This is a genomic window from Tritonibacter mobilis F1926, assembly GCF_000376545.2.
In the GTDB taxonomy this organism is placed as follows: domain Bacteria; phylum Pseudomonadota; class Alphaproteobacteria; order Rhodobacterales; family Rhodobacteraceae; genus Epibacterium; species Epibacterium mobile.
Window position 1 is genome coordinate 2,434,518 of record NZ_CP015230.1, and the last position, 20,688, is coordinate 2,455,205.

The following is a 20,688-nucleotide window of genomic DNA, read 5'->3' on the forward strand; positions in this document are numbered from 1 at the left end:
ACCCATTGCGCATCTTGCGCTTTGCTGGTGCTTGCATAGGATTGGGCGGTATTTTCAACGCATTGTCTGGCTCATGACCGCAACCCCCGCAAAGATGCCTGCCCTCTTACCCATTGATGCCATTGTCATCGGGCGCAATGAGGGCGCGCGCCTTCTGGCTTGTCTCGACAGTCTCAAGGGGCAGGTTCACAGGATCATTTATGTTGATAGCGGATCGACTGATGGTTCGGTCGCCGCTGCGCAGGCGCGCGGTGCTGAGGTTGTGGAGTTGGACATGTCGCGTCCCTTCACAGCAGCGCGGGCACGCAACGCAGGGCTTGCACATCTGGGAGCGACCACCGAAGGCAGGCTGGTGCAATTCGTCGATGGGGATTGTGTGCTGGCGGGCGAATGGTTGCCGCAAGCGGCAGCTTTCCTCGCGCATCACCCCGATGTTGCGATCGTTTGCGGGCGCAGACGCGAGCGTGCACCGGAGGAAAGTGTTTACAACAGGCTCTGCGATCAGGAGTGGGACACCCCAATCGGCGAGGCACGCGCTTGTGGAGGTGACGCCTTGATGCGGTGCGGGCCACTACAGGATGCAGGCGGCTATCGCGAAACGCTTATTGCAGGTGAAGAGCCAGAACTCTGTGTGCGCTTGCGCCAAGCCGGATGGAAGATCTGGCGTCTGGATCTGGAAATGACCCTGCATGACGCGCAAATGTTACATTTTTCACAGTGGTGGAAGCGCACCAGACGCGCGGGTCACGCATTTGCGGAAGGCGCTTTCTTGCATGGCGCTCCACCAGAACGCCATTGGGTCAAGGAAACAAGACGCGCGCTTCTTTGGGGGGCTGTGTTGCCCCTGATGATCGCCGCAGCCCTATTGGCAGCGCCAATGTTTGCCGGGTTAATCGCTCTTTTGTACCCACTCCAGTTCTTGCGCCTGTCCCGGCGTATGGGGGGCACGGCAGCGTTTTATTCCATTGTTGGAAAATGCGCCGAAGCCTTGGGAGTGTTGGAGTTCCACATCAATCGGCTGCGCGGCAATCAACGCACTTTAATTGAGTATAAATAATCTGTGCCAAACCTCTCAGGGCTTGGAAGCCGCGCGTAAACGCAAGGCCTGCGCAATCTGCCGCGGCAGGATGGCAAAGCACTGCATATATCTGGGCAAGAGTCGCATAGGATTGGACAGCATGCGCCATAGCCACTCCAGCGCTAATTTGCGCATCCATCGTGGCGCACGCCGCTGTGCCCCAACAATAAAATCCAGACCCGCGCCGATGGATGCAAACCCGGTCTGAGGTGCAAGGCTGCGGCCAAGTTCAGAAAACCGCTCTTGTTTTGGCGCGCCCAGCGCCAGAAAACACAGGCTGATCTCTTGCGTGGCAAGTTCCTTCAGGATGTCGCGAGCCTCTTCGCCATGCGGGTCAAACCCATAACTCGGCGCCCGCACATAGGCCACATTGAGACCGGGCACCTTTTGCATCAGCGCGGATTGCACCTGCTTCAAAATTGGGTCGGTTGACCCCACAAGAGCGACTTTGACCCCCGCGTTTGCCGCAAGTTTGCACAATGGTATAACCAAGTCAGATCCCGGTACGAGTTCGACCGGGCGATCCGCCAAACGAGACAGCCACACGATGGGGCGCCCATCGGCGACGATAAAATCCTGACTCTGGTAGGCCCTCAGAAACTGCTGATCACGCGCAAGTTTGACAAGATGGTCCAGATTGACTGTCGCCAAGCCAAAACCTTCCTTGCGATCAAACCGATCCTTGATCAGCTTCTTCAGTTGGTCGGCGTCCGGCACGTTCACTTCAATTTCTTGATTTTCAAATGCGAATTTCATCTTGCTCTCGATCCAGATCACTAATGTGCCTGATTTTATTACCGCTGCCCTAAGGGCTTGTGCCAGTTCTTGCGTATACCGTAGTAGTGAATTTGGGTCGAAGTGAGGCGAGCTCTGGTGCCTAACGCGATTGCGAACTTGATGTTGCTGGTGTGGCCGGTGGCGGCGCTGGTGTTCTTTCAGCGGCTGCCCTTGCAGCGTGCGATCTTGCTCTGCCTCATCGGAGGGTATCTGATCCTGCCTCCGGTGGCCGCATTCGATCTGCCACTGGTGCCCGATCTCGACAAATTCTCGATCAGTTCCATCATGGCCTTGGTCGGATGTCTCTTTGTGGCAAAGGTTCCTGTTCCGATCCTGCCACGTCCGTTGATCCTGCGCATTTTGATGATCATCTTCGTCCTCAGCGCGATCCCGACGGTCCTTACAAATACAGACCGTGTCTTGTTCGAGACCGTCCCAAACGCCGCACCGATCATCTTCTATCACTCCGAACTTCCCGGTTTGCGTTGGCGCGATATGGGCTCAGTGGTGATCGGGCAAGTTATTGTTTTAATACCGTTCGTCATCGCACGCCGGCATCTTTCCACGCCTGACGCTCATCGGGATTTGCTGCTGGCGTTCTGTATTGCGGGTCTGTTTTACTCCATCCCTTCGCTCATCGAAATCCGTCTCAGCCCGCAGATGAACGTCTGGATCTACGGCTTTTTCCAACACGACTTCGCCCAGATGATCCGCCAAGGGGGCTATCGGCCCATTGTGTTCCTGCCGCATGCGCTATGGCTTGCGCTCTTTATGTTCAGCGCCATGATCGCAGCAGTATCTCTGGCCCGCGTCGCAAAAGAGAACAACCGCATCCGCTTGTGCCTTGCGGCGTTTTATCTCTTCGGCATGCTGGTCCTATGCAAAAGCATGGCGTCGCTCTCTTATGGGTTGGCTTTTACACCAATCGTCGCGCTGGCCTCCTACCGTTTGCAGGTTAAATTGGCCTTGGTTATTGCGTTGATCGGCTGCGTCTACCCGATGCTACGAAACGCGCATGTCATTCCGCTCGACGCGATTCTGACACAAGTGGAGGATTTCAGCCCGGAGCGGGCACAATCGCTGGGCTACCGATTTGACAATGAGGAGGTATTGTTAGAACGCGCCGCCGAAAAACCAGTTTTCGGCTGGGGGGCTTGGGGTAGAAACCTGATCCGGGATCCACAAGATGGTCGTATCCTGTCCATCCCTGATGGGCGTTGGATTATCACCTTCGGCAGTTTTGGATGGGTTGGCTACCTTGCTGAGATGGGGCTGTTGGCAGGCACGCTTGCGTTGCTATACTTGGCACTGCGCAGGATGCCAGAGGGGGAAATTTCTCCTTATGTTTCTTGTATATCGCTCATATTGGGCGCAACAATGATCGACATGTTGCTAAACGACACGCTGGTCCCGATTACTTGGATGTGTGCGGGGGCAATTCTGGGGTACGCGGAGCGTCAGCTCTACCCTCGGGATTTTGAGCCACGCAAAGCTTTGTTCGAAGGTCGGCAAGCGCTCGATATGCCGCTGAGCAAAGAGCGTTCTCATCCGGTGATGGACTAGCGCTGCGCCAACTAATTCACAGCGCAGATCCTCAGTTTGACCACAATCACACCTCAGCGCTGCCCAAGATGTTTCGTAATTCATACATACAAAAGCCAACGCAGAACCGCCACATTACCTAAGCGAATATCATTGAGCGCCGCACACTTATGGGCACGACCGCCGACGCAACGTGAGACAGGGCGATATAGATGGATAAGATGACAAAACTCGATCACCACAGCCCCGACGATATCGCAGTGGTCGGTATGTCTGTCACTTTACCCGGTGCGGCGTCAATTCACGAGTATTGGACCAATCTGCGCGATGGCATCGAGTCGATCGAGGTCGTTGACGAAGACAGCCTGCTTGCTGCTGGCGAACGCGCCGAGACCTTGCGCGATCCCAACTACGTGCCCTCTTCCGCCCGGCTGCAGGGCTTTGATGAGTTTGATGCGGAGTTCTTTGGGTTTTCCCCCAAAGAGGCCGCGATCCTCGACCCGCAACACCGCAAGTTCCTTGAGGTCGCATGGGGCGCGATGGAGGATGCCGGTCACACACCCGAAAGCCTGAAAGGCCAGGTCGGAGTCTATGCGGGCTGCGGTATGGGCAGCTATTTTTATTTCAACATCTGCTCGAACCCGGATCTGGTAGATGACGTGGGCATGTTCCTCTTGCGCCACACCGGCAACGACAAGGATTTCCTGACCACGCGCGTCAGCCATGTCTTTGATCTCAAGGGACCATCGATCAACGTGCAGACCGCCTGCTCCACCTCGCTGGTGGCGATCCACTACGCCGCCGAGGCATTGCGCAAGGGCGAATGCGATATGGCACTGGCCGGTGGCGTGACGATCGAACTGCCGCAGGGGCGCGGCTACCTCTACAAGGAAAACGAGATCCTGTCGCCCGACGGCCATTGCCACGCCTTTGACCACCGCGCTCAGGGCACCGTGTTCGGATCTGGTGCGGGGGCCGTGGCGCTCCGGCGTCTCGGCGATGCGGTGGCCGATGGCGACCACATCTGGGCCGTCATCAAAGGCTCTGCGATCAACAACGATGGTGCGGCCAAGGCGGGATATCTGGCCCCTTCGGTGGATGGGCAATCCGCAGCGGTGCGCAAGGCGCTGACGGCTGCGCGGGTGAACCCTGAAACCATCGATTACGTCGAATGCCACGGCACCGGCACCTATATCGGCGACCCGATTGAGGTTGCTGCCCTCACCGATGCCTACCGCGATGGCACCGATGCAAAGGGCTATTGCCGGATCGGATCGGTCAAAACCAACATCGGCCATCTGGACACGGCAGCCGGCGTGGCGGGGTTTGTGAAAACCGCCCTCGCGCTGGAAAGCAAATCGCTGCCGCCTTCGCTGGGGTATGAAAAACCCAATCCGACCATTGATTTTGAAACCTCGCCCTTCCGCGTGAACGATACGCTCTGCCCGTGGATTTCGCACAAAGGACCCCGGCGCGCCGCTGTGAATGCCCTTGGCGTCGGCGGCACCAATGCCCATGCGATCCTCGAAGAGGCCCCGGTGCGCGCGCCCTCCGAGGAAAGCGATTTCCCGTTTCAGGTGCTTTGTATTTCCGGCCAGACCAAGGCCGCGCTGGAGGCGAACACGCAGAACATCGCGACCTACCTGCGCGCGAACCCCGATGTGGACCTGGCGGATGTGGCCTACACCCTCAAGGAAGGTCGCCGCGGTTTTGCCAAACGTCGCGTGGTGGTGGCCGAAACCGCGACCGAGGCCGCCGACATGCTGGAAGCCGCGAACCCGCGTGAGGTCTTCACCCACGACCATCTCGGTGCGCATCCAGAGGTCGTGTTTATGTTCCCCGGCGGGGGGGCACAATTTGCGGGCATGGCGCGCGATCTCTATGAAACAGAGCCGGTTTTCGCCGACTGGATGGATCAGGGGCTGGACCATCTGGAAAAGAGCCTCGATTTCGACATCCGTGCCCTGTGGTTGCCGGACCCCGGCGAGGAGACAAGTGCCGATGCGGCCCTGCTGAAACCCTCGGTGCAATTGCCGCTCATTATGATTGTGGAATATGCGCTGGCACAGCTCTGGATCAGCTGGGGCGTCCGGCCTGCCGCCATGGTGGGCCATTCCATGGGTGAAAACACTGCCGCCTGTCTGGCCGGTGTCATGAGTTTTGAGGATTGCATTGACCTGGTGCAACTGCGGGGACGGCTGTTTGACACGGTCGAGCCGGGCGGCATGTTGTCGATCTCGCTGCCGCTCTCTGAGGTCGAGACACTTGTGGGCACGGATCTCGACATCGCCAGCGTCAACGCGCCGGAACTCACCGCTGTATCCGGCCCGGATGATCGCCTGGATGCGCTGGCCGAGACGCTGCGCGCTCGCGATGTGGAGTTCCAGCGTATCCCCATCGACATCGCCGCCCACAGCCGCATGCTGGAGCCAATTCTGGCAGCCTATGGCGATTTCCTGCGCCGTCTCGATCTGCAACCGCCAAACCTGCCGGTGATGTCCAACCGCACCGGCCAGCCGCTGACGCCGGAACAGGCGACCAGCGCCGACTACTGGGTTGAACAACTGCGCAATACCGTGCGTTTTGCCGATTGCATCGAAACGCTCGCGTCCACCAAGGGCCGCGTCTATCTGGAGGTCGGTCCCGGCAAGGCCCTCAGCGCCTTGGCACAAATGTCGCCACAGGTCGCGTCCGGTCAGGTGCTCAGCTCTCTGCGCCACCCGGAGCAGGACGTCGCGGATGATGCCTATTTCTTTGGCATCATCGGCCGTCTCTGGGCCTGCGGGGTCGAGGCAGACTGGCCTCAGATCTGGGGCGATGCCCGCCGCAACCGTCTGAGCCTACCCACCTACGCGTTCCAGCGTAGCCGCTATTTCATCGAACCCGGAAAATCGGTGCAGGCGCCCGAGGTTGCTTTGCCTGCACGGCACGCGGACATTGCCGATTGGGGCTACCGCCCGGTCTGGCGGCCTCGTCTGGCCGATTGCACGCTGGATGTGGAAAACGAACTCACGCTGGAGCCGCAAACCTGGTTGATCTTTGAGGACACCGCCGGACAGGCTGCCGCCTGCGCCGAGGCACTCCTTGCTGCTGGTCACCGGGTGGCCCGCGTGCGGGCGGGGGATACCTATGCGCAGCTCGCGCCTGATCTCTATCAACTGGCCCCGGAAGAAGGCCGGTTCGGCACCGAAGCCCTGCTGGCGGATCTGGCCGAGGCGGATCTTCTGCCGCAGCGGATCGCGCATTTCTGGCTGGTCACCGACACCGAGGATTACCGCCCCGGCTCCTCCTTCTTTGATCGCAATATCGAGATGGGGCTGATGTCGCTCACCGCCTTGGGACAAGCGCTGGCGCAGGCAGAGTTGCCGCATCCGGTACATCTCAGCGTGCTGACCACCGGTGCTGCGCAGGTGCGCGAGGAGCCCCTGCCCTATCCGGAAAAAGCAATGGTCTCCGGCCCCGCGGGTGTGATCCCGCGCGAGATCCCCGGTGTCACCGTCGCGACCTGTGACATTGAGCTGCCGCAAGTCCCTGCTGGCCTTTCTGCCCTCCTATCCGGCACCAAACCCGCCGCAATCACATCGCGCCTGCTCGAAGAGCTGCTGGCCGCACCCGGCAACCACGCCGCCGCCTGGCGTGGCGAAAAACGTCTGGAGCTTGACTATCGCCCCTTGCCCCTCGCGGCACCAACGGCAGGCAACCTGCCGCTGCAAACGGGGGGGCACTACCTCATCACCGGCGGCTATGGCGGCATAGGGCTGACGATCGCGGAGCACTTGATGCAGTCGTATGAAGCGCGCATCACGCTCCTGTCCCGTGACGCCCTGCCACCGCGCACCGAGTGGGACCGCTACCTGCGCCGCCACAGCCCGGCTGACCGGATCGCAACCCGCATTCGCGCTGTTCAAAAACTTGAGGCGACCGGACGCGGCGAAGTGCTCACGCTCAGCGCCGATGTCTGCAACCTCCAGGACATGCGCAACGCGGCAGAGGCGGCACGCGCCGCATTCGGCCCCATCACCGGCCTGTTCCACGGTGCAGGCTACATTGCCGACGCCCCCCTTCTGGCCAAGACAGATCGCCAGATCGCCGAGGTGCTCGCGCCCAAAGTGAACGGCCTGCGTGTGCTGGATCAGGTGTTCCCGGATGGCTCGCTCGACCTGATGGTGCTGTTCTCGTCCTCCTCCACCGTGACGCGCCCTGCCGGGCAGGTGGATTACGTGGCCGCCAACGAATACCTCAACGCTTGGGCGAAATCTCGTCAGGGCGGGCAAACCCGCGTGATGGCCATCGACTGGGGGATCTGGGCGGATGCCGGCATGGCAGCGGACGCTATGGCCGCCCGGCGCGGCAGCGCTGCCCCCTCGGAACCACTGCCGTCAGAGGCCGCGCTTTGGCAGACACAAGGCTTTGATCGCTCCGGCGCGCCGGTATTCCGCAGCCGTTTTGACGCGCGCCGCGACTGGCTGCTGGACGATCACCGCACCCACGATGGCACCGCCCTGATCCCCGGCACCGGCAATATCGAGCTGATTGCCGAAGGGCTGGATGCGCTCGGCAGCACCGCGCCCTACGAAATCCGCGACCTCTATTTCCTGCAACCATTTGTGGTTGAGGATAATATGCCGCGCGAGGCGGTGATGCATCTGACGCCCGGTGCCGCAGGCTATGAGGTGCAAATCCACGCGGAAACAACAGAGGGATATGCACGCACCGCGCAGGCTGAGGTGGTGACGCTGGACCACAGTGCCGCCGCCCCTCTGGATCTGAGTGCGATCTCCGCGCGCTGCACGCCGCAAGAGGCAGATGTCGCGGGCGGACGCATCAGGTCCCCGCAAGAGGCCAACCTGCGGTTTGGTCCGCGCTGGCATGTGCTGCAATCAGTGGCGCTTGGTCGGGACGAAGGGCTCGCCCAACTGTCCTTGCCTGATGTTGCAAAAAATGACGGCGCGTTGTTGCATCCGGGGCTGTTGGATCTCGCCACCGGCTGGGCCATCGAACTTGCGCCGGGGTACGAGCCCAGCACGCTCTGGGTGCCGGTCTCCTACGGCGCAATCCGGGTGCTCGCCCCATTGACCAAGGACATATATAGTCATGTGCGGCTTGTGGACGGGCAGGCCGAGCAGGGCGCGGTACTGTTTGACATCACCCTGTCCGACCCGGCAGGGACTGTTTTGGTGGAAATCTCGCATTTCCGCATGCAGCAGCTGAGCGGCGGCTTCAACCTTCTGCCCACCCGCACCGACGCCACAGCCGCCGCGCTTGGCCTGACCTCGGATGCGGAGACTCAGCCCCTTTCGCCGGACGAGCGTCGCCTGCTTGCCAATCTGGAGAATGGCATCCACACCAGCGAGGGCGGCATCGCGCTGGAACGCGCGCTCGCTGCGAGTCTGCCACAGGTGATTGTCTCCTCGCTGGACCTCGACGCCTTGCGCCAGCAGGCCGAGACCAGCGGGCAAACAGCTCCCGAAGGTGAAGTGCAGAGCTTTGACCGCCCCGATCTGGATACCGACTATGTCGCGCCCCGCACGGCAACCGAAGAGGCCTTAGCTGGTCATTTCGCCACTCTGCTGGGATTGTCGCAAATCGGGGTAGAAGACAGCTTCTTTGATCTGGGCGGTCATTCCCTCATCGCCGTGCGGCTCTTTGCGCAGATCAAACGCAGCTTCGGAGTCGAATTGCCAATGTCCGTGCTGTTTGATGCCCCCACAGTCGCCGCGCTGGCGACACGGATTGAGGCTGAAACTGGGCCGCTGGAGGCCCAGGGCGGCGACGCAGACGACCAAGAGGCGACACCACAAAGCTTCAGCCACCTCGTGCGCCTTGCCCCCGGCAAGGACAGCCAAGCCGCACCGATGTTCATCGTGGCGGGCATGTTTGGCAACGTGTTGAACCTGCGGCATCTGGCCCAGATCCTTGGCGAGGATCGTCCGGTCTATGGGCTACAGGCGCGTGGCCTGATCGGCACGGATGAGCCGCACGAGCGGATCGAGGACGCCGCCCGCGACTATGTCGCCGAGATGCGACAGGTGCAGCCCGAAGGGCCCTATCTCATCGGTGGGTTCTCTGGCGGCGGCATCACTGCATATGAGATCGCGCAGCAGCTCAAGGCCTCGGGCGAGGCGGTGGATGCGCTGGTGCTGCTGGATACGCCGCTGCCGGTGCGTCCCGACCTCAAACCCATTGATAAGGCGCTGATCAAGCTCGCTGAGATCCGCAGCAAAGGACCGGGCTTCCTAGGTGAATGGCTGCGCAACCGCATTGCCTGGGAAATTCGCAAGCGCCAGGACCGACCGGCGGAAACCGGCGAGAGCACCGGCTTCAACAACCGCAAGATCGAACTGGCCTTCCTGCGCGCGGTGGCCACATATGAGGTTCAGCCCTGGACGGGTCCGGTGACACTCTATCGGCCTGTGCTGGACCGGCATTGGAAAGTCTCTGCTGGGCAATGGGTCAGCCGAGACCGTGAATATGTCTACGCGGATAACGACTGGACCCGTTTTGCGCCGTCACTGATCGTGCGCGAAGTGCCCGGTGACCATGACGGTATGGTTCTGGTACCCAACGTCAGCGTGCTGGGGAACGAAATCCGCGATCTACTGGGTAAGAATGCACGCCAAACCACCAGCCCGCGCGGCGTCGCAAAGGCGGCAGAGTAACCCATGGCCGCCAACTCTATCCTCACGATCATCCTGAACTTTCGCACGCCTGCCATGACGCTGCGCTCGGCCGAAGCAGCGTTGGAGGAAATGGAAGACCTGCCCGGCGAAGTACTGATTATCGACAATGGATCGGGCGATGGCTCTTTTGAGGCCCTGCGGGCCGGGGCCACAGCGCGCGGCTGGCTAGACAGTGGTCGCCTGCGCATCGAGGCCTCACCCGTCAACGGCGGCTTTGGCGCGGGCATGAACATCGGATTTCGCGCGCGGCTTTCGGATGGATCGCGCCCCGATTTCTATTACCTCCTGAACTCCGATGCCTTTCCCGAACAGGACTGCATTCGCAGATTGCGGGACTTTCTACTGAATGCTCCGGGTGCGGGGCTGGCAGGGTCGTATGTGCATGGTGAAGACGGCACGCCCCATTGCACGCTGTTTCGCTTTCCGACCATCGCGAGCGAATTTGAAGGTGCCGCGCGCACCGGTGTGATCTCGCGCCTGTTGAAACACGCCATCGTGCCACTGGAGATCCCGGATGACGCGCAACAAGTGGATTGGACCGCCGGGGCCAGCCTGATGATCCGCCGCGAGGTCATCGAGGCCATCGGCGGCTTTGACGAGACGTTTTTTCTATACTTCGAGGAAACCGAACTCTGCCACCGCGCCGCACGTGCGGGCTGGCGGACGCATTACATCCCACACAGCACCGTTGCCCATGTGGGGTCGGCCTCAACCGGCATGAAGACATGGGCGCGCACACCGGAATTCTGGCTGGATTCGCGGTTGCATTATTTCACGCAAACCCGCGGCCCGATCTATGCGACTGGCGCGACCCTTGCACGGCTGCTGGGTGGTGCGGTTTACGGACTGCGTCGGTTGACCTCTGGCAAGCCCCGCGCCGATGCACCCCATTTTCATCGCGACCTGCTGCGTCATCATTTCAAACGATTGCTGCGCCCCTTGCCCGCGCCAAACCCGGCGCGGCCATTTGCGTCCGATCCCGTTCTGGAGGAACACAAGTCATGACATTTTCAACCGTCGTCATTGGCAATGAATCCCTGCTGATCGGGTGTAGCGAGGCTTTGCTGACACGAGGTCACGAGATCCGAGCTGTGGTCAGCGAGAATGCCGAGATCACCTCCTGGGCCGTATCCAAAGGGCTGCAGGTTCTTGCTGCCCCGAGTGACATTGAGGGCGACTTTGATTGGCTCTTGTCGATTGCCAACCTCCGGGTCCTACCTGATGTAGTGATTGCCAAGGCCCGCCTCGGGGCGGTGAATTTCCACGATGGCCCGCTGCCCGAACGCGCAGGTCTGAACACGCCCAACTGGGCCATTCTCGAAGGGGCCGCGGAACACGGCATCACATGGCACATGATCGAGGGCGGTGTGGACGAAGGCGATATCCTCGCCCAGCGCCGTTTCGCGATCGCTGACGATGAAACCGCCTTTAGCCTCAACTCGAAATGTTATGGCGCAGCCCTTGATAGCTTTGCCGAGGTGCTCGACCAATTGGAGAGCGGTACACTCAACCGCCAGCCACAGGATCTGAGCCAGCGCCACTATCACGCCCGCGCGGATCGCCCGGAGGCCGCCGGGACCTTGCGCTTTGACCGCCCGGTTGCTGAGCTGCTGCGCATTGTCCGTGGCCTGGATATGGGCGGCTACTGGAACCCGCTCACCACTGCAAAGATCCGCGTGGCCGATCAGTTCGTTGCGGTTGGTCAGGCGCATCCCGCTGAGGACGCAAGCGCAGCGGGAGAGGTCCTCGCCGTCACGGGTGACGACGTCACCATTGCCTGCGCCGATGGGGCCATTCGGCTCGGGGCGCTGACAACCTTGTCTGGCACGCCCCTCAGCCTGCGTGACCTTCTGCGCGCTGGCGATGTGCTGCCTGTTCTTGCCGAGAGTGACATCAACGCGCTGGAAAATGCTGCGCAAACCAGCCAGACGCCCGAGTCCTACTGGCGGCGCGCGTTGTCCGGCATGCTGCCCCTGCCGGTCCCATTGCACGCTGCTGAACAAGGCGACGCGCAACACGCCGACATCACGCTGCCTGCGCAGTGCCCGCCCGCAACATTGGCTGCGGCTGCGCTTGCATGGTTGTTGCGCAGTCTAGGCGAAACCGAGGGATCAATCGCGCTCAGCCTGCCAAAGCTACAGTCTGCGGCAGAGTCTGGGCTGATGGCCGATTGGGTGCCCCTCAATGCGCAAGCGCATGAGGCATTCTCGACCCTTGCGACCCGTGCTGAGGCGGTTCTGACCCGAGCGGAAGTTCAGGGTGGTTTTGCAACGGACCTGATCCTGCGCGCGCCAGAGATTTCTGTGCAGGCCCCTCCGGCGGTGGTCTTGTGTCTCGGTACCGACAGCGTGCCGGACCACGCCCAGCTGGCCCTGATCCAGTCCGGGAACCGCGTGCAGCTACAGTCCCGGCATCTGTCCCAAGAGGCGCTGTCCCTGCTGGCGGCACGTCTCGAATGCCTGTTGGCGGCACTGCCATCGCAGGCAGACACTGCACTTTCAGCCCTGCCCTTGCTGCCCGACACCGAACGCCAGCAGATGCTGGAGCAATGGAATGCAACCGATGCTGATTATCCGGCAGATCAGACCATTCATGCCGCGTTCGAGGCTCAGGTGGCGCGAACACCGGATGCAACGGCCCTCGTTTTTGAAGATCAACACCTGAGTTATGCTGCGCTGAACCAGCGCGCCAATGCGCTGGCCCGGCACCTGCAACAGGAGGGCGTGAAACCCGGCAGCCACGTCGGCGTCTATTTGCGCCGCTCGATGGATCTGGTGGTGGCCACGCTGGGTATTCTGAAGGCAGGCGCGGCCTATGTCCCGCTTGATCCGGCCTATCCAGGTGATCGTATCGCGCATTATATCACCGACAGTCAGGCCTCAGTCATTGTCACCCATGCAGCATTGGCGCAGGATCTGCCCGACAGCAGCGCGCAGTCCCTGCATCTTGACACGCTTGATCTCACATCGTCTGCCGAACCCGTCAACGAAGGCACTGCCGAGGATCTGGCCTATCTGATTTATACGTCCGGGTCGACCGGCCTGCCCAAGGGCGTGATGGTGCGGCACCGCAATGTCGCCAATTTCTTCGCCGCCATGGATGCGCGTATCCCGCATCAGGTCGGCGACACTTGGCTCGCAGTCACCAGCCTGTCGTTTGACATTTCCGTGTTGGAGCTGTTCTGGACGCTCGCGCGCGGCTTCAAACTGGTGCTCTCCAGCGATGAAAGCCGTCTGCAACTCTCAAATGGCCCCATCGCGCTCAGCGATCGCAAGATGGACTTTAACCTCTATTATTGGGGCAATGACGACGGCGCGGGCGAAAAGAAATACGAGCTGCTCCTTGAGGGCGCGAAATTTGCCGACGCGCATGGCTTTAACGCGGTCTGGACGCCGGAGCGGCATTTCCACGCCTTTGGTGGCCCCTATCCGAACCCGTCGGTCACCGGTGCCGCCGTCGCCGCCGTGACCCGCAACATCGGTGTGCGCGCAGGCTCTTGTGTGGCCCCGCTCCACCACCCGGCCCGCATTGCCGAGGAATGGGCGGTGATCGACAACCTCACCGGTGGGCGCGCGGGCATCGGGTTTGCCTCGGGCTGGCAGCCGGACGACTTTATCCTGCGACCAGAGAACACGCCGCCGGCCAACAAGCCCGCGTTGTTCGAAGCGCTTGAGACAGTGCGCAAACTCTGGCGCGGCGAAGAGGTGGGTTTTCCGCGCAAGGATGGCGGCCTTCATTCGGTGGTGACACAGCCGCGCCCGGTTTCGGACGAGCTTGCCGTCTGGGTCACCACGGCAGGCAACCCGGACACATGGCGCGAAGCGGGGCGCGTGGGGGCCAATGTGCTCACGCATCTGTTGGGACAAAGCATTGATGAGGTGGGCGACAAAATCGCGCTCTATCACGCCGCATTGCGCGAGGCGGGGCATGATCCGGCAGATTTCACCGTCACGCTCATGCTGCACACCTATCTGGCTGACACCCGCGAGGCCGCCCGCGAGGTGGCGCGCGAGCCGATGAAAGAGTACCTGCGCTCTGCTGCCGGGCTCATCAAGCAATACGCCTGGGCCTTCCCCGCGTTCAAGAAACCCAAGGGCGTCGACAACCCGTTCGAGATGGATTTGGGCAGCCTCAGCACCGAGGAACTTGAAGCGATCCTCGATTTTGCATTCGAGCGCTATTTTGAGGACTCCGGCCTGTTCGGCACGGTTGAAGACGCCGTGGCGCGGGTCGAAGACCTCAAACGCATTGGCGTGGATGAGGTGGCCTGCCTGATCGACTATGGCATCGCGCCGCATGTGGTGCTGGAGGGTCTGAAACCCCTCGCCGACGTGCTGCGCCGCGCCAATCGCGTACAGGAACTGGCAGCGGATGATTTCTCGCTCGCAGCCCAGATCGTGCGCCACGGCGTCACGCATATGCAATGCACCCCCTCGATGGCGCGGATGATCGCCACCGATGCGGACGCAGGCCCGGTGCTGGCGCGCTTGCAGCATCTGCTGGTGGGCGGTGAGGCCCTGCCCGGCGATTTGGTGAACGCCCTGCGCAGTCAGACCCGCGCGACGATTCATAATATGTACGGCCCGACCGAGACGACGATCTGGTCCACGGTCGAAACCCTTGAAGGGACGCCGCGGGGGATCGCGCCCATCGGTACGCCTGTTGCCAATACCACCGTCTATGTCCTCGACGGCACGGATCAGCCGGTGCCGATCGGGGCCGCGGGTGAGCTGTGCATCGGCGGCGCGGGTGTGACCGCTGGCTACTGGCAGCGCGCGGACCTCACAGCCGAGCGTTTCCCGGCTGATCCCTTCAGGGCCGGTCAGCAGATGTATCGCACCGGCGATCTCGTGCGCTGGCGCGCGGATGGCAAGCTCGAATTCCTCGGCCGTACCGACCATCAGGTCAAGATCCGTGGCCAACGGATTGAACTCGGTGAGATTGAGTCCGCCCTGTCCGCGATTGATGGCGTGACAGCCGCCGTGGTCATCCCACGCAAGATCGGTACGGACGAGCGTCTGGTTGGCTATGTGACCGCCTCTGCGCCGTTTTCCGAAGCGCAAGCCAAGGCCCATTTGGCGCGCCACCTCTCAGAGGTCATGGTGCCTGCACATATCGTGACGCTTGAGGCCTTTCCCCTGACACCTAACAAGAAGATTGACCGTAAAGCCCTGCCCGACCCGCAGCCGACGCGTCGCGAAGCATCTGCAGTGGCGGCTGTGCCGCAATCGCTCACGCAGCAAAAGATCGCCGAGGTTTGGCAAAAGCTGCTCGGTGTGAGTGTCGTGGGCCAGAGCGACAACTTCTTCGCCCTTGGCGGGCATTCGCTGCTAGCAGTTCAGGCCCATCGCGATATTCGCAGCCTGTTGGGCATAGAGCGGTTGTCGATTACTGATATCTTCCGTTTCCCGACGCTCGATGGTCTGGCGACACATGTGGAACAGCTCCATGGCGGCGGTGAAGCACCAATAGAAACCGCCTCTACCACTGCAAATACCGCTGGCCGTGCAGATACCATGTCCAAACGCCGTGCTATGCGCGCCAACCGCAAGGCCCGCTCAGGATGATAGAGGCCCCAAGCGTTTCACGAGAACTTGCTGAAGCCCGGCAACGTTTGCTGCGCCCATTGCTGTCGGATGCAATCGCCATTGCATCCTGCGATCCTCTGGGAACGCCCCCGGCACCTTTGCCAGAGGAAAGCGCCTGCCTGTCGCCCAATGCGGTTGAGAAACGCATCCGCGAGTTTGCCGCCGGTCGCGCCGCAGCCCATCAGGCGATGCGCGCGTTGAATCTACGGCCTGCGCCTATCCTTGTTGGCCCGAAACGCGCGCCTCTTTGGCCAGCGGGATTGACGGGCAGCATCTCTCATTGCGACAGCTGTGCGTTGGCGGCGGTCGGGCTGGCTAAGACATTTGCTGGTATTGGTATCGACATTGAGGAAGATACCCCTCTTTCTGGCGACCTATGGGACAGCATCGCAAGCACCACTGAACAGGGTTGGATGGCCGCGCAGCCCGACCCCGGCCGAGCAGGAAAACTGCTGTTTTCAGCCAAAGAGGCCGCCTATAAGGCGCAATACGCCATGTCTGGCCGTTTTTTTGGTTTCAGCGGTATGGAACTCTCCTTCGATATGAGCCTAGGCCGCTTCACTGCATGTTTCACCTCTGATCAGCCCCCATTCTCAGGCGGCGACAGCCTCAAGGGTCGATTTGCCATCGGCTCTGAGGTAATCATCACAGCGGTCGAGATCCCCAGAAGCGAGATGCACCCATGATGAACCGTCTCCGCCGCCTGCCCCGTCGCGCAATCCTCATGGCTTGCGCCGCATTGCCGGTCGGTGCTTTGGGAGTTTGGGCCCTTGGGCAGCGCAGCAGCACCCCAATAGAGGTCGCAGCCCTCCCTCCTCCAAGCGGTCCCTTGAACGTCTATCATCTCGGCCATTCACTGGTCGGTGCAGATATTCCGTATCTGCTGGCGCAATTTGCGGGCGAGGGTCATCGCTACAACGTGCAACGAGGCTCAGGCACGTCTCTGCGCGCGCATTGGGAAGAGGATGAACCGATCCTCGACTTCGAGAAGGTCAACGCCGCACCAATCTGGCGCGCACCCAAAGCCGCCTTGGCGACGCAGGACTACGACGCTGTCATCTTTACCGAAATGGTGGAGCTACGCGATGCGATTAAATATTTTGACGCGGCGCATTATCTGAACCTTTGGGCTGATCTGGCCCGCACAGGCAACCCGAATGCGCGGCTCTATCTATATGAGACATGGCACCGTCTCGATGATCCGGATGGTTGGCTTGCTCGGATAGACAAGGATCTGGACGCGCTTTGGCTCGGGGAACTTACGGCCAAGGATGACCGCACTGCAAATGGTCAACCGCTGTACCTGATCCCCGGCGGGCAGGTGCTCGCGGCGATCACCCGCGCGGCCGAGGCCGGAGGTATTCCGGGCCTTACTGACCGGAAGGCGTTGTTTGATCTTCTGCCAGATGGGACAAGGGATCAGATCCACCTGAGCCCGCTTGGCGCTTATATCGTTGCGTTGACCCATTACGCGGTGCTCTATCATCGCAGTCCCGAGGGTCTGCCACATCAGGTTACGCTCTCAGATGGCACCGCCTATACCGCGCTTGAGGCAGAGGGCGCAGGCATCCTGCAATCCCTTGTCTGGCAGGTGGTAACCGCCCTGCCCCGCACTGGTCTTGCCAGCGCTGCAGTGGAGGTCACATGACACCGGAAACGCTCCTCACGGCGCTTGTCATGATCGGTCATTCGCTGATCGGTCCCGAAAATCCGCGCATGTTACAGCAGTTGCTCACAGCCGGGCAGGACAATCGCCCGGTGGTCGAGTATCAGGTCATCAACGGCGCACCCCTGCGGTACAACTGGGAACACGCCGACAAGGCCCAAGGCATCAACGCCCGCGAACGTCTCGCCAAAGGCCCCGTTGATGCGGTGATCGTCACCGAGGCCATTCCGCTCGCCAATCATCTGCGCTGGAGCGACACCGAAGGCTCTGTCGAGAATTTCTACACGCTCGCCGCTCAATCAAATCCCAATGTGACGCTTTACCTGCAAGAAGGCTGGCATAGCCTGCTGAGCGGCACCGGCGTTGAAGTGCCGTTTGACAATGGTGGCGATGTGGCGTGGCGCGAGCGGCTCGACAACGATCTGCCCCGCTGGCAGGGTGTTGTGGACAAAGTGCGCGCCAATACCGGCGGAGACATTCGTTTGCTGCCAACAGGACAGGCTCTGGGCCGTTTAGCCGATGCCATCCAGACCGGCACCGTGCCGGGTTTGCAGGATATCCGAGACGTGTTCTCAGACGATATTCACCCCAATGACATCGGGTTTTATTATCTCGCTTTGGTTCAATATGCGGTGCTCACCGGCAACTCCCCCGAAGGGTTGCCGCGTGTTCTGAAAACCGAGTGGGGCACCGCCTATACGGCCCCTTCCGCCGAACTCGCCCAGCGCTTGCAGGAAATCGCTGCGGGCGCTGCCAGCGGGTCACAGGCACGTATGACCTTGCCACCAGACCCGGTAGACCTGCCCGCGGACCCGGCACCTGCCATCCTGAACGCCAATATTACTGTCCCTTCGCTGCCGACCGGCAGGCCAGATGTGCGCAGGCAACCGATTGCCATGAATCTGGCTTCTGTGCGCGATTGGAGCCCGCAAGCGCCTTTTCTTGACCATTTCAAAACCGCGCGCGCCTGGATCGGTCATTTGCCCGGCCGTTGGGGCGGTGTCACCGAAGACGAATTGCGTGACGCAGGATACCTTGATCCGGATGGCTGGCCCTTGGCCCTGCCCCCCGAGCTTGGTTCGATTGGTACTGTGATCCTGAATGATTTACCTGAAACCGCAACCAGCCTCTCCGGGCGCTATGTGCTGCGGTTTGAAGGACAAGGCATCGTCGAGGCCGGGGGCCGGGCGAAGAATGTCCGATACGGCCGCAATCAAGTGTCCTTTGACTTTGAACCCGGACCCGGTGCTGTGGACATCCGTATTCAGCGCACCGACCGCGAAGGCACCGGAGTTTACGTGCGCAATATCACCGTGGTGCGCGAACGCGACCTGCAAGCCTATGATCAGGGCGCTTTGTTCAACCCTGATTGGCTTGATCGGATTGAGGGCTTTGCCGCCCTGCGTTTTATGGATTGGATGGACACCAACAACTCCAAACAGATCGGTTGGGAAGACCGCCCGCGTTACAGCGATTACACATGGACCACCAATGGCATCCCCGCCGAAGTGCTGGTGACACTTGCCAATCGCGTTGGCGCAGATCCGTGGTTCACCTTGCCGCATATGGCCGACGACACCTATGTGCGCAACCTTGCGACATTGGTGCGTGACGGTCTGGACGAAGACCTGAAAACATACGTCGAATATTCCAATGAAGTATGGAATTGGCAGTTCCAGCAGGCACAATGGGCCGACAAACAGGCGCGAGAGACTTGGGGCAAGGACGGTCTCTGGCTTCAATATTACGGCGGACGCGCTGCCGAGGTTGCAGGCATCTGGACTGAGGTGTTCTCGGAGGGTGCGGACCAAACTGACCTGTCGGATCGACTGGTGCGGGTGGTTTCGACCCAGACCGGGTGGCTCGGTCTCGAAGAGCAAATCCTGAACGCACCGCTTTGGACCGCAGCACAAGCGGGTCGTGAAGCGCCCTATCGTAGCTTTGATGCTTATGCCGTGACCGGCTATTTCGGCGCGTCCCTTGGTATGCAGGAGCAGGCCCCAATGGTTCGGGCATGGATTGCCGACAGTCAGGATCGCGCGCGCGCTGCAGCCTCCGCGCAGGGACTGAGTGGCGATGCCGCAAGCGATTACATCCGCGATCACCGCTTTGACGTGGCCGCAGCGCAGGCTGCAGTCGAGTTGCAAGATGGGCTAAACACCGGATCTCAAGAAGGATCACTGAACGACCTGCTGACCCGTGTGCTGCCCTACCACGCGGAGGTTGCGCAAAAACACGGGCTTGAACTGATTATGTACGAGGGCGGAACCCATGTGGTCGGCCATGGTGCATTGGTCGATGATGACGACCTCACCGCGTTTTTTACCTACCTGAATTACACGCCAGAAATGGCGGAACTTTACCGCAAGCTCCTGAACACTTGGCCCGACATCGGTGGCACGCTGTTTGGTGCCTATTCCGATGTATCCGTGCCCGGGCGTTGGGGCAGCTGGGGGGCGCTCAGGACCTTGTCGGATGACAACCCGCGCTGGGATGTGCTGGAGGCCGCTCGGTGACAGGCTCCCCTCCGCGCAGGGTCTCGGTTCTCATCCCGGCCCATAACGAAGCCAACTATATCACGGGCTGCCTGACCGCGCTCTATGCCTCTGCCATCAGCGGACACGGGATTGAGGTACTGGTGCTGGCCAATGGCTGCACAGATGACACGGTGGCGCGCGCCCGCTGCGTGCCCGTTCCAGATGGTTGGGAGCTGAGAGTCCTGGAGCGCGCAGAAGGCGGCAAGCTCGCCGCGCTCACCGAGGGCGATAAGGCTGCGAACGGTGACATACTGGTCTATCTGGATGCGGATGTGCAGGTAGAGCCAGAATTGCTGTCGCAAATCGCCCACGCGCTCTGCCCCGAACGCGCGCTTTATGCAAGCGGCAGCCCCTGCGTCACTCCCGCACGAAACGCGTTCACCCGCGCCTATGCCAGCGCATGGGTCCGTCTGCCGTTTGTCCGTACAGGTGCGCCGGGATTTGGGATCTTTGCCATGACACGCACGGGCCGAGAGCGCTGGGGTCAGTGGCCCGCAATCATCTCTGACGACACCTATGCGCGGCTGCATTTCTCACCAGAGGAACGTATCCGTCTGCCCGGTCGCTATCACTGGCCCATGGTAGAGGGGTTTCGCAACTTGGTCCGGGTACGCAGACGGCAAGATCGCGGCGTCGCTGAGATCAAAACGCTTTTCCCACAGTTGTTGCAAAACGATGACCCGCGCCCATCGGGCATGCGTGCTATGGCCCGGATCGCGCTCAATAACCCCATTGGCGCGGCAGTCTACGTCGCTGTTTCTCTGGCGGTAAAAACACGACTGTTCTCTTCCAACGTCGTGTGGACTCGGGGACGCTGATC

At 61.1% G+C, this 20,688-nt stretch carries 10 protein-coding genes; 9 read left to right on the forward strand and 1 reads right to left on the reverse strand.

Annotated elements, in window-relative coordinates; genetic code table 11:
- Positions 1–73 precede the first annotated feature (73 nt).
- Complete coding sequence (locus K529_RS11465) at positions 74–1,057, forward strand: glycosyltransferase (protein WP_005616751.1); 984 nt, start codon at positions 74–76, stop codon at positions 1,055–1,057.
- Between the two features lie 15 nt (positions 1,058–1,072).
- Here the strand turns inward: K529_RS11465 and K529_RS11470 are convergent, their stop codons facing one another.
- Positions 1,073–1,834: a WecB/TagA/CpsF family glycosyltransferase gene (locus tag K529_RS11470; protein WP_040641926.1), complete on the reverse strand. Its 762-nt coding sequence runs from the start codon at positions 1,832–1,834 to the stop codon at positions 1,073–1,075.
- A gap of 117 nt (positions 1,835–1,951) precedes the next feature.
- Between K529_RS11470 and K529_RS11475 the strand changes: the two genes are divergently transcribed.
- The 8 genes from K529_RS11475 (at position 1,952) to K529_RS11510 (ending at position 20,686) form a co-directional block, all read left to right on the forward strand.
- Entirely contained in the window at positions 1,952–3,418 is a 1,467-nt protein-coding gene (locus K529_RS11475; protein WP_005616756.1) for a hypothetical protein, read from the forward strand.
- Positions 3,419–3,609: 191 nt separating this feature from the next.
- Positions 3,610–10,056, forward strand: coding sequence for a type I polyketide synthase (locus K529_RS11480; protein WP_046002102.1), 6,447 nt, complete (start codon positions 3,610–3,612; stop codon positions 10,054–10,056).
- Positions 10,057–10,059: 3 nt separating this feature from the next.
- Entirely contained in the window at positions 10,060–11,082 is a 1,023-nt protein-coding gene (locus tag K529_RS11485) for a glycosyltransferase family 2 protein (RefSeq protein ID WP_005648258.1), read from the forward strand.
- Positions 11,079–15,644 (forward strand): MupA/Atu3671 family FMN-dependent luciferase-like monooxygenase, encoded by a 4,566-nt coding sequence (locus K529_RS11490; protein ID WP_046002103.1) that lies wholly within the window; start codon positions 11,079–11,081, stop codon positions 15,642–15,644. Before K529_RS11485 ends, K529_RS11490 begins: the two co-directional genes overlap by 4 nt.
- A complete protein-coding gene (locus K529_RS11495; protein ID WP_005633672.1) occupies positions 15,641–16,351 on the forward strand; it encodes a 4'-phosphopantetheinyl transferase family protein in 711 nt (236 codons plus the stop codon). The genes K529_RS11490 and K529_RS11495 overlap by 4 nt, the downstream gene beginning before the upstream one ends.
- Complete coding sequence (locus tag K529_RS11500) at positions 16,348–17,313, forward strand: hypothetical protein (RefSeq protein WP_040642927.1); 966 nt, start codon at positions 16,348–16,350, stop codon at positions 17,311–17,313. Before K529_RS11495 ends, K529_RS11500 begins: the two co-directional genes overlap by 4 nt.
- Positions 17,310–19,847, forward strand: coding sequence for a hypothetical protein (locus K529_RS11505; RefSeq protein WP_005633679.1), 2,538 nt, complete (start codon positions 17,310–17,312; stop codon positions 19,845–19,847). Before K529_RS11500 ends, K529_RS11505 begins: the two co-directional genes overlap by 4 nt.
- Positions 19,844–20,686: a glycosyltransferase gene (locus tag K529_RS11510; RefSeq protein WP_005633682.1), complete on the forward strand. Its 843-nt coding sequence runs from the start codon at positions 19,844–19,846 to the stop codon at positions 20,684–20,686. The genes K529_RS11505 and K529_RS11510 overlap by 4 nt, the downstream gene beginning before the upstream one ends.
- The last annotated feature ends 2 nt before the right edge of the window (positions 20,687–20,688 follow it).

Coding starts and splice junctions, on each gene's coding strand:
- K529_RS11465 (WP_005616751.1), top strand. CDS start 74: ATGACCGCAACCCCCGCAAAGATGCCTGCCCTCTTACCCATTGATGCC.
- K529_RS11470 (WP_040641926.1), bottom strand. CDS start 1,834: ATGAAATTCGCATTTGAAAATCAAGAAATTGAAGTGAACGTGCCGGAC.
- K529_RS11480 (WP_046002102.1), top strand. CDS start 3,610: ATGGATAAGATGACAAAACTCGATCACCACAGCCCCGACGATATCGCA.
- K529_RS11485 (WP_005648258.1), top strand. CDS start 10,060: ATGGCCGCCAACTCTATCCTCACGATCATCCTGAACTTTCGCACGCCT.
- K529_RS11490 (WP_046002103.1), top strand. CDS start 11,079: ATGACATTTTCAACCGTCGTCATTGGCAATGAATCCCTGCTGATCGGG.
- K529_RS11495 (WP_005633672.1), top strand. CDS start 15,641: ATGATAGAGGCCCCAAGCGTTTCACGAGAACTTGCTGAAGCCCGGCAA.
- K529_RS11500 (WP_040642927.1), top strand. CDS start 16,348: ATGATGAACCGTCTCCGCCGCCTGCCCCGTCGCGCAATCCTCATGGCT.
- K529_RS11505 (WP_005633679.1), top strand. CDS start 17,310: ATGACACCGGAAACGCTCCTCACGGCGCTTGTCATGATCGGTCATTCG.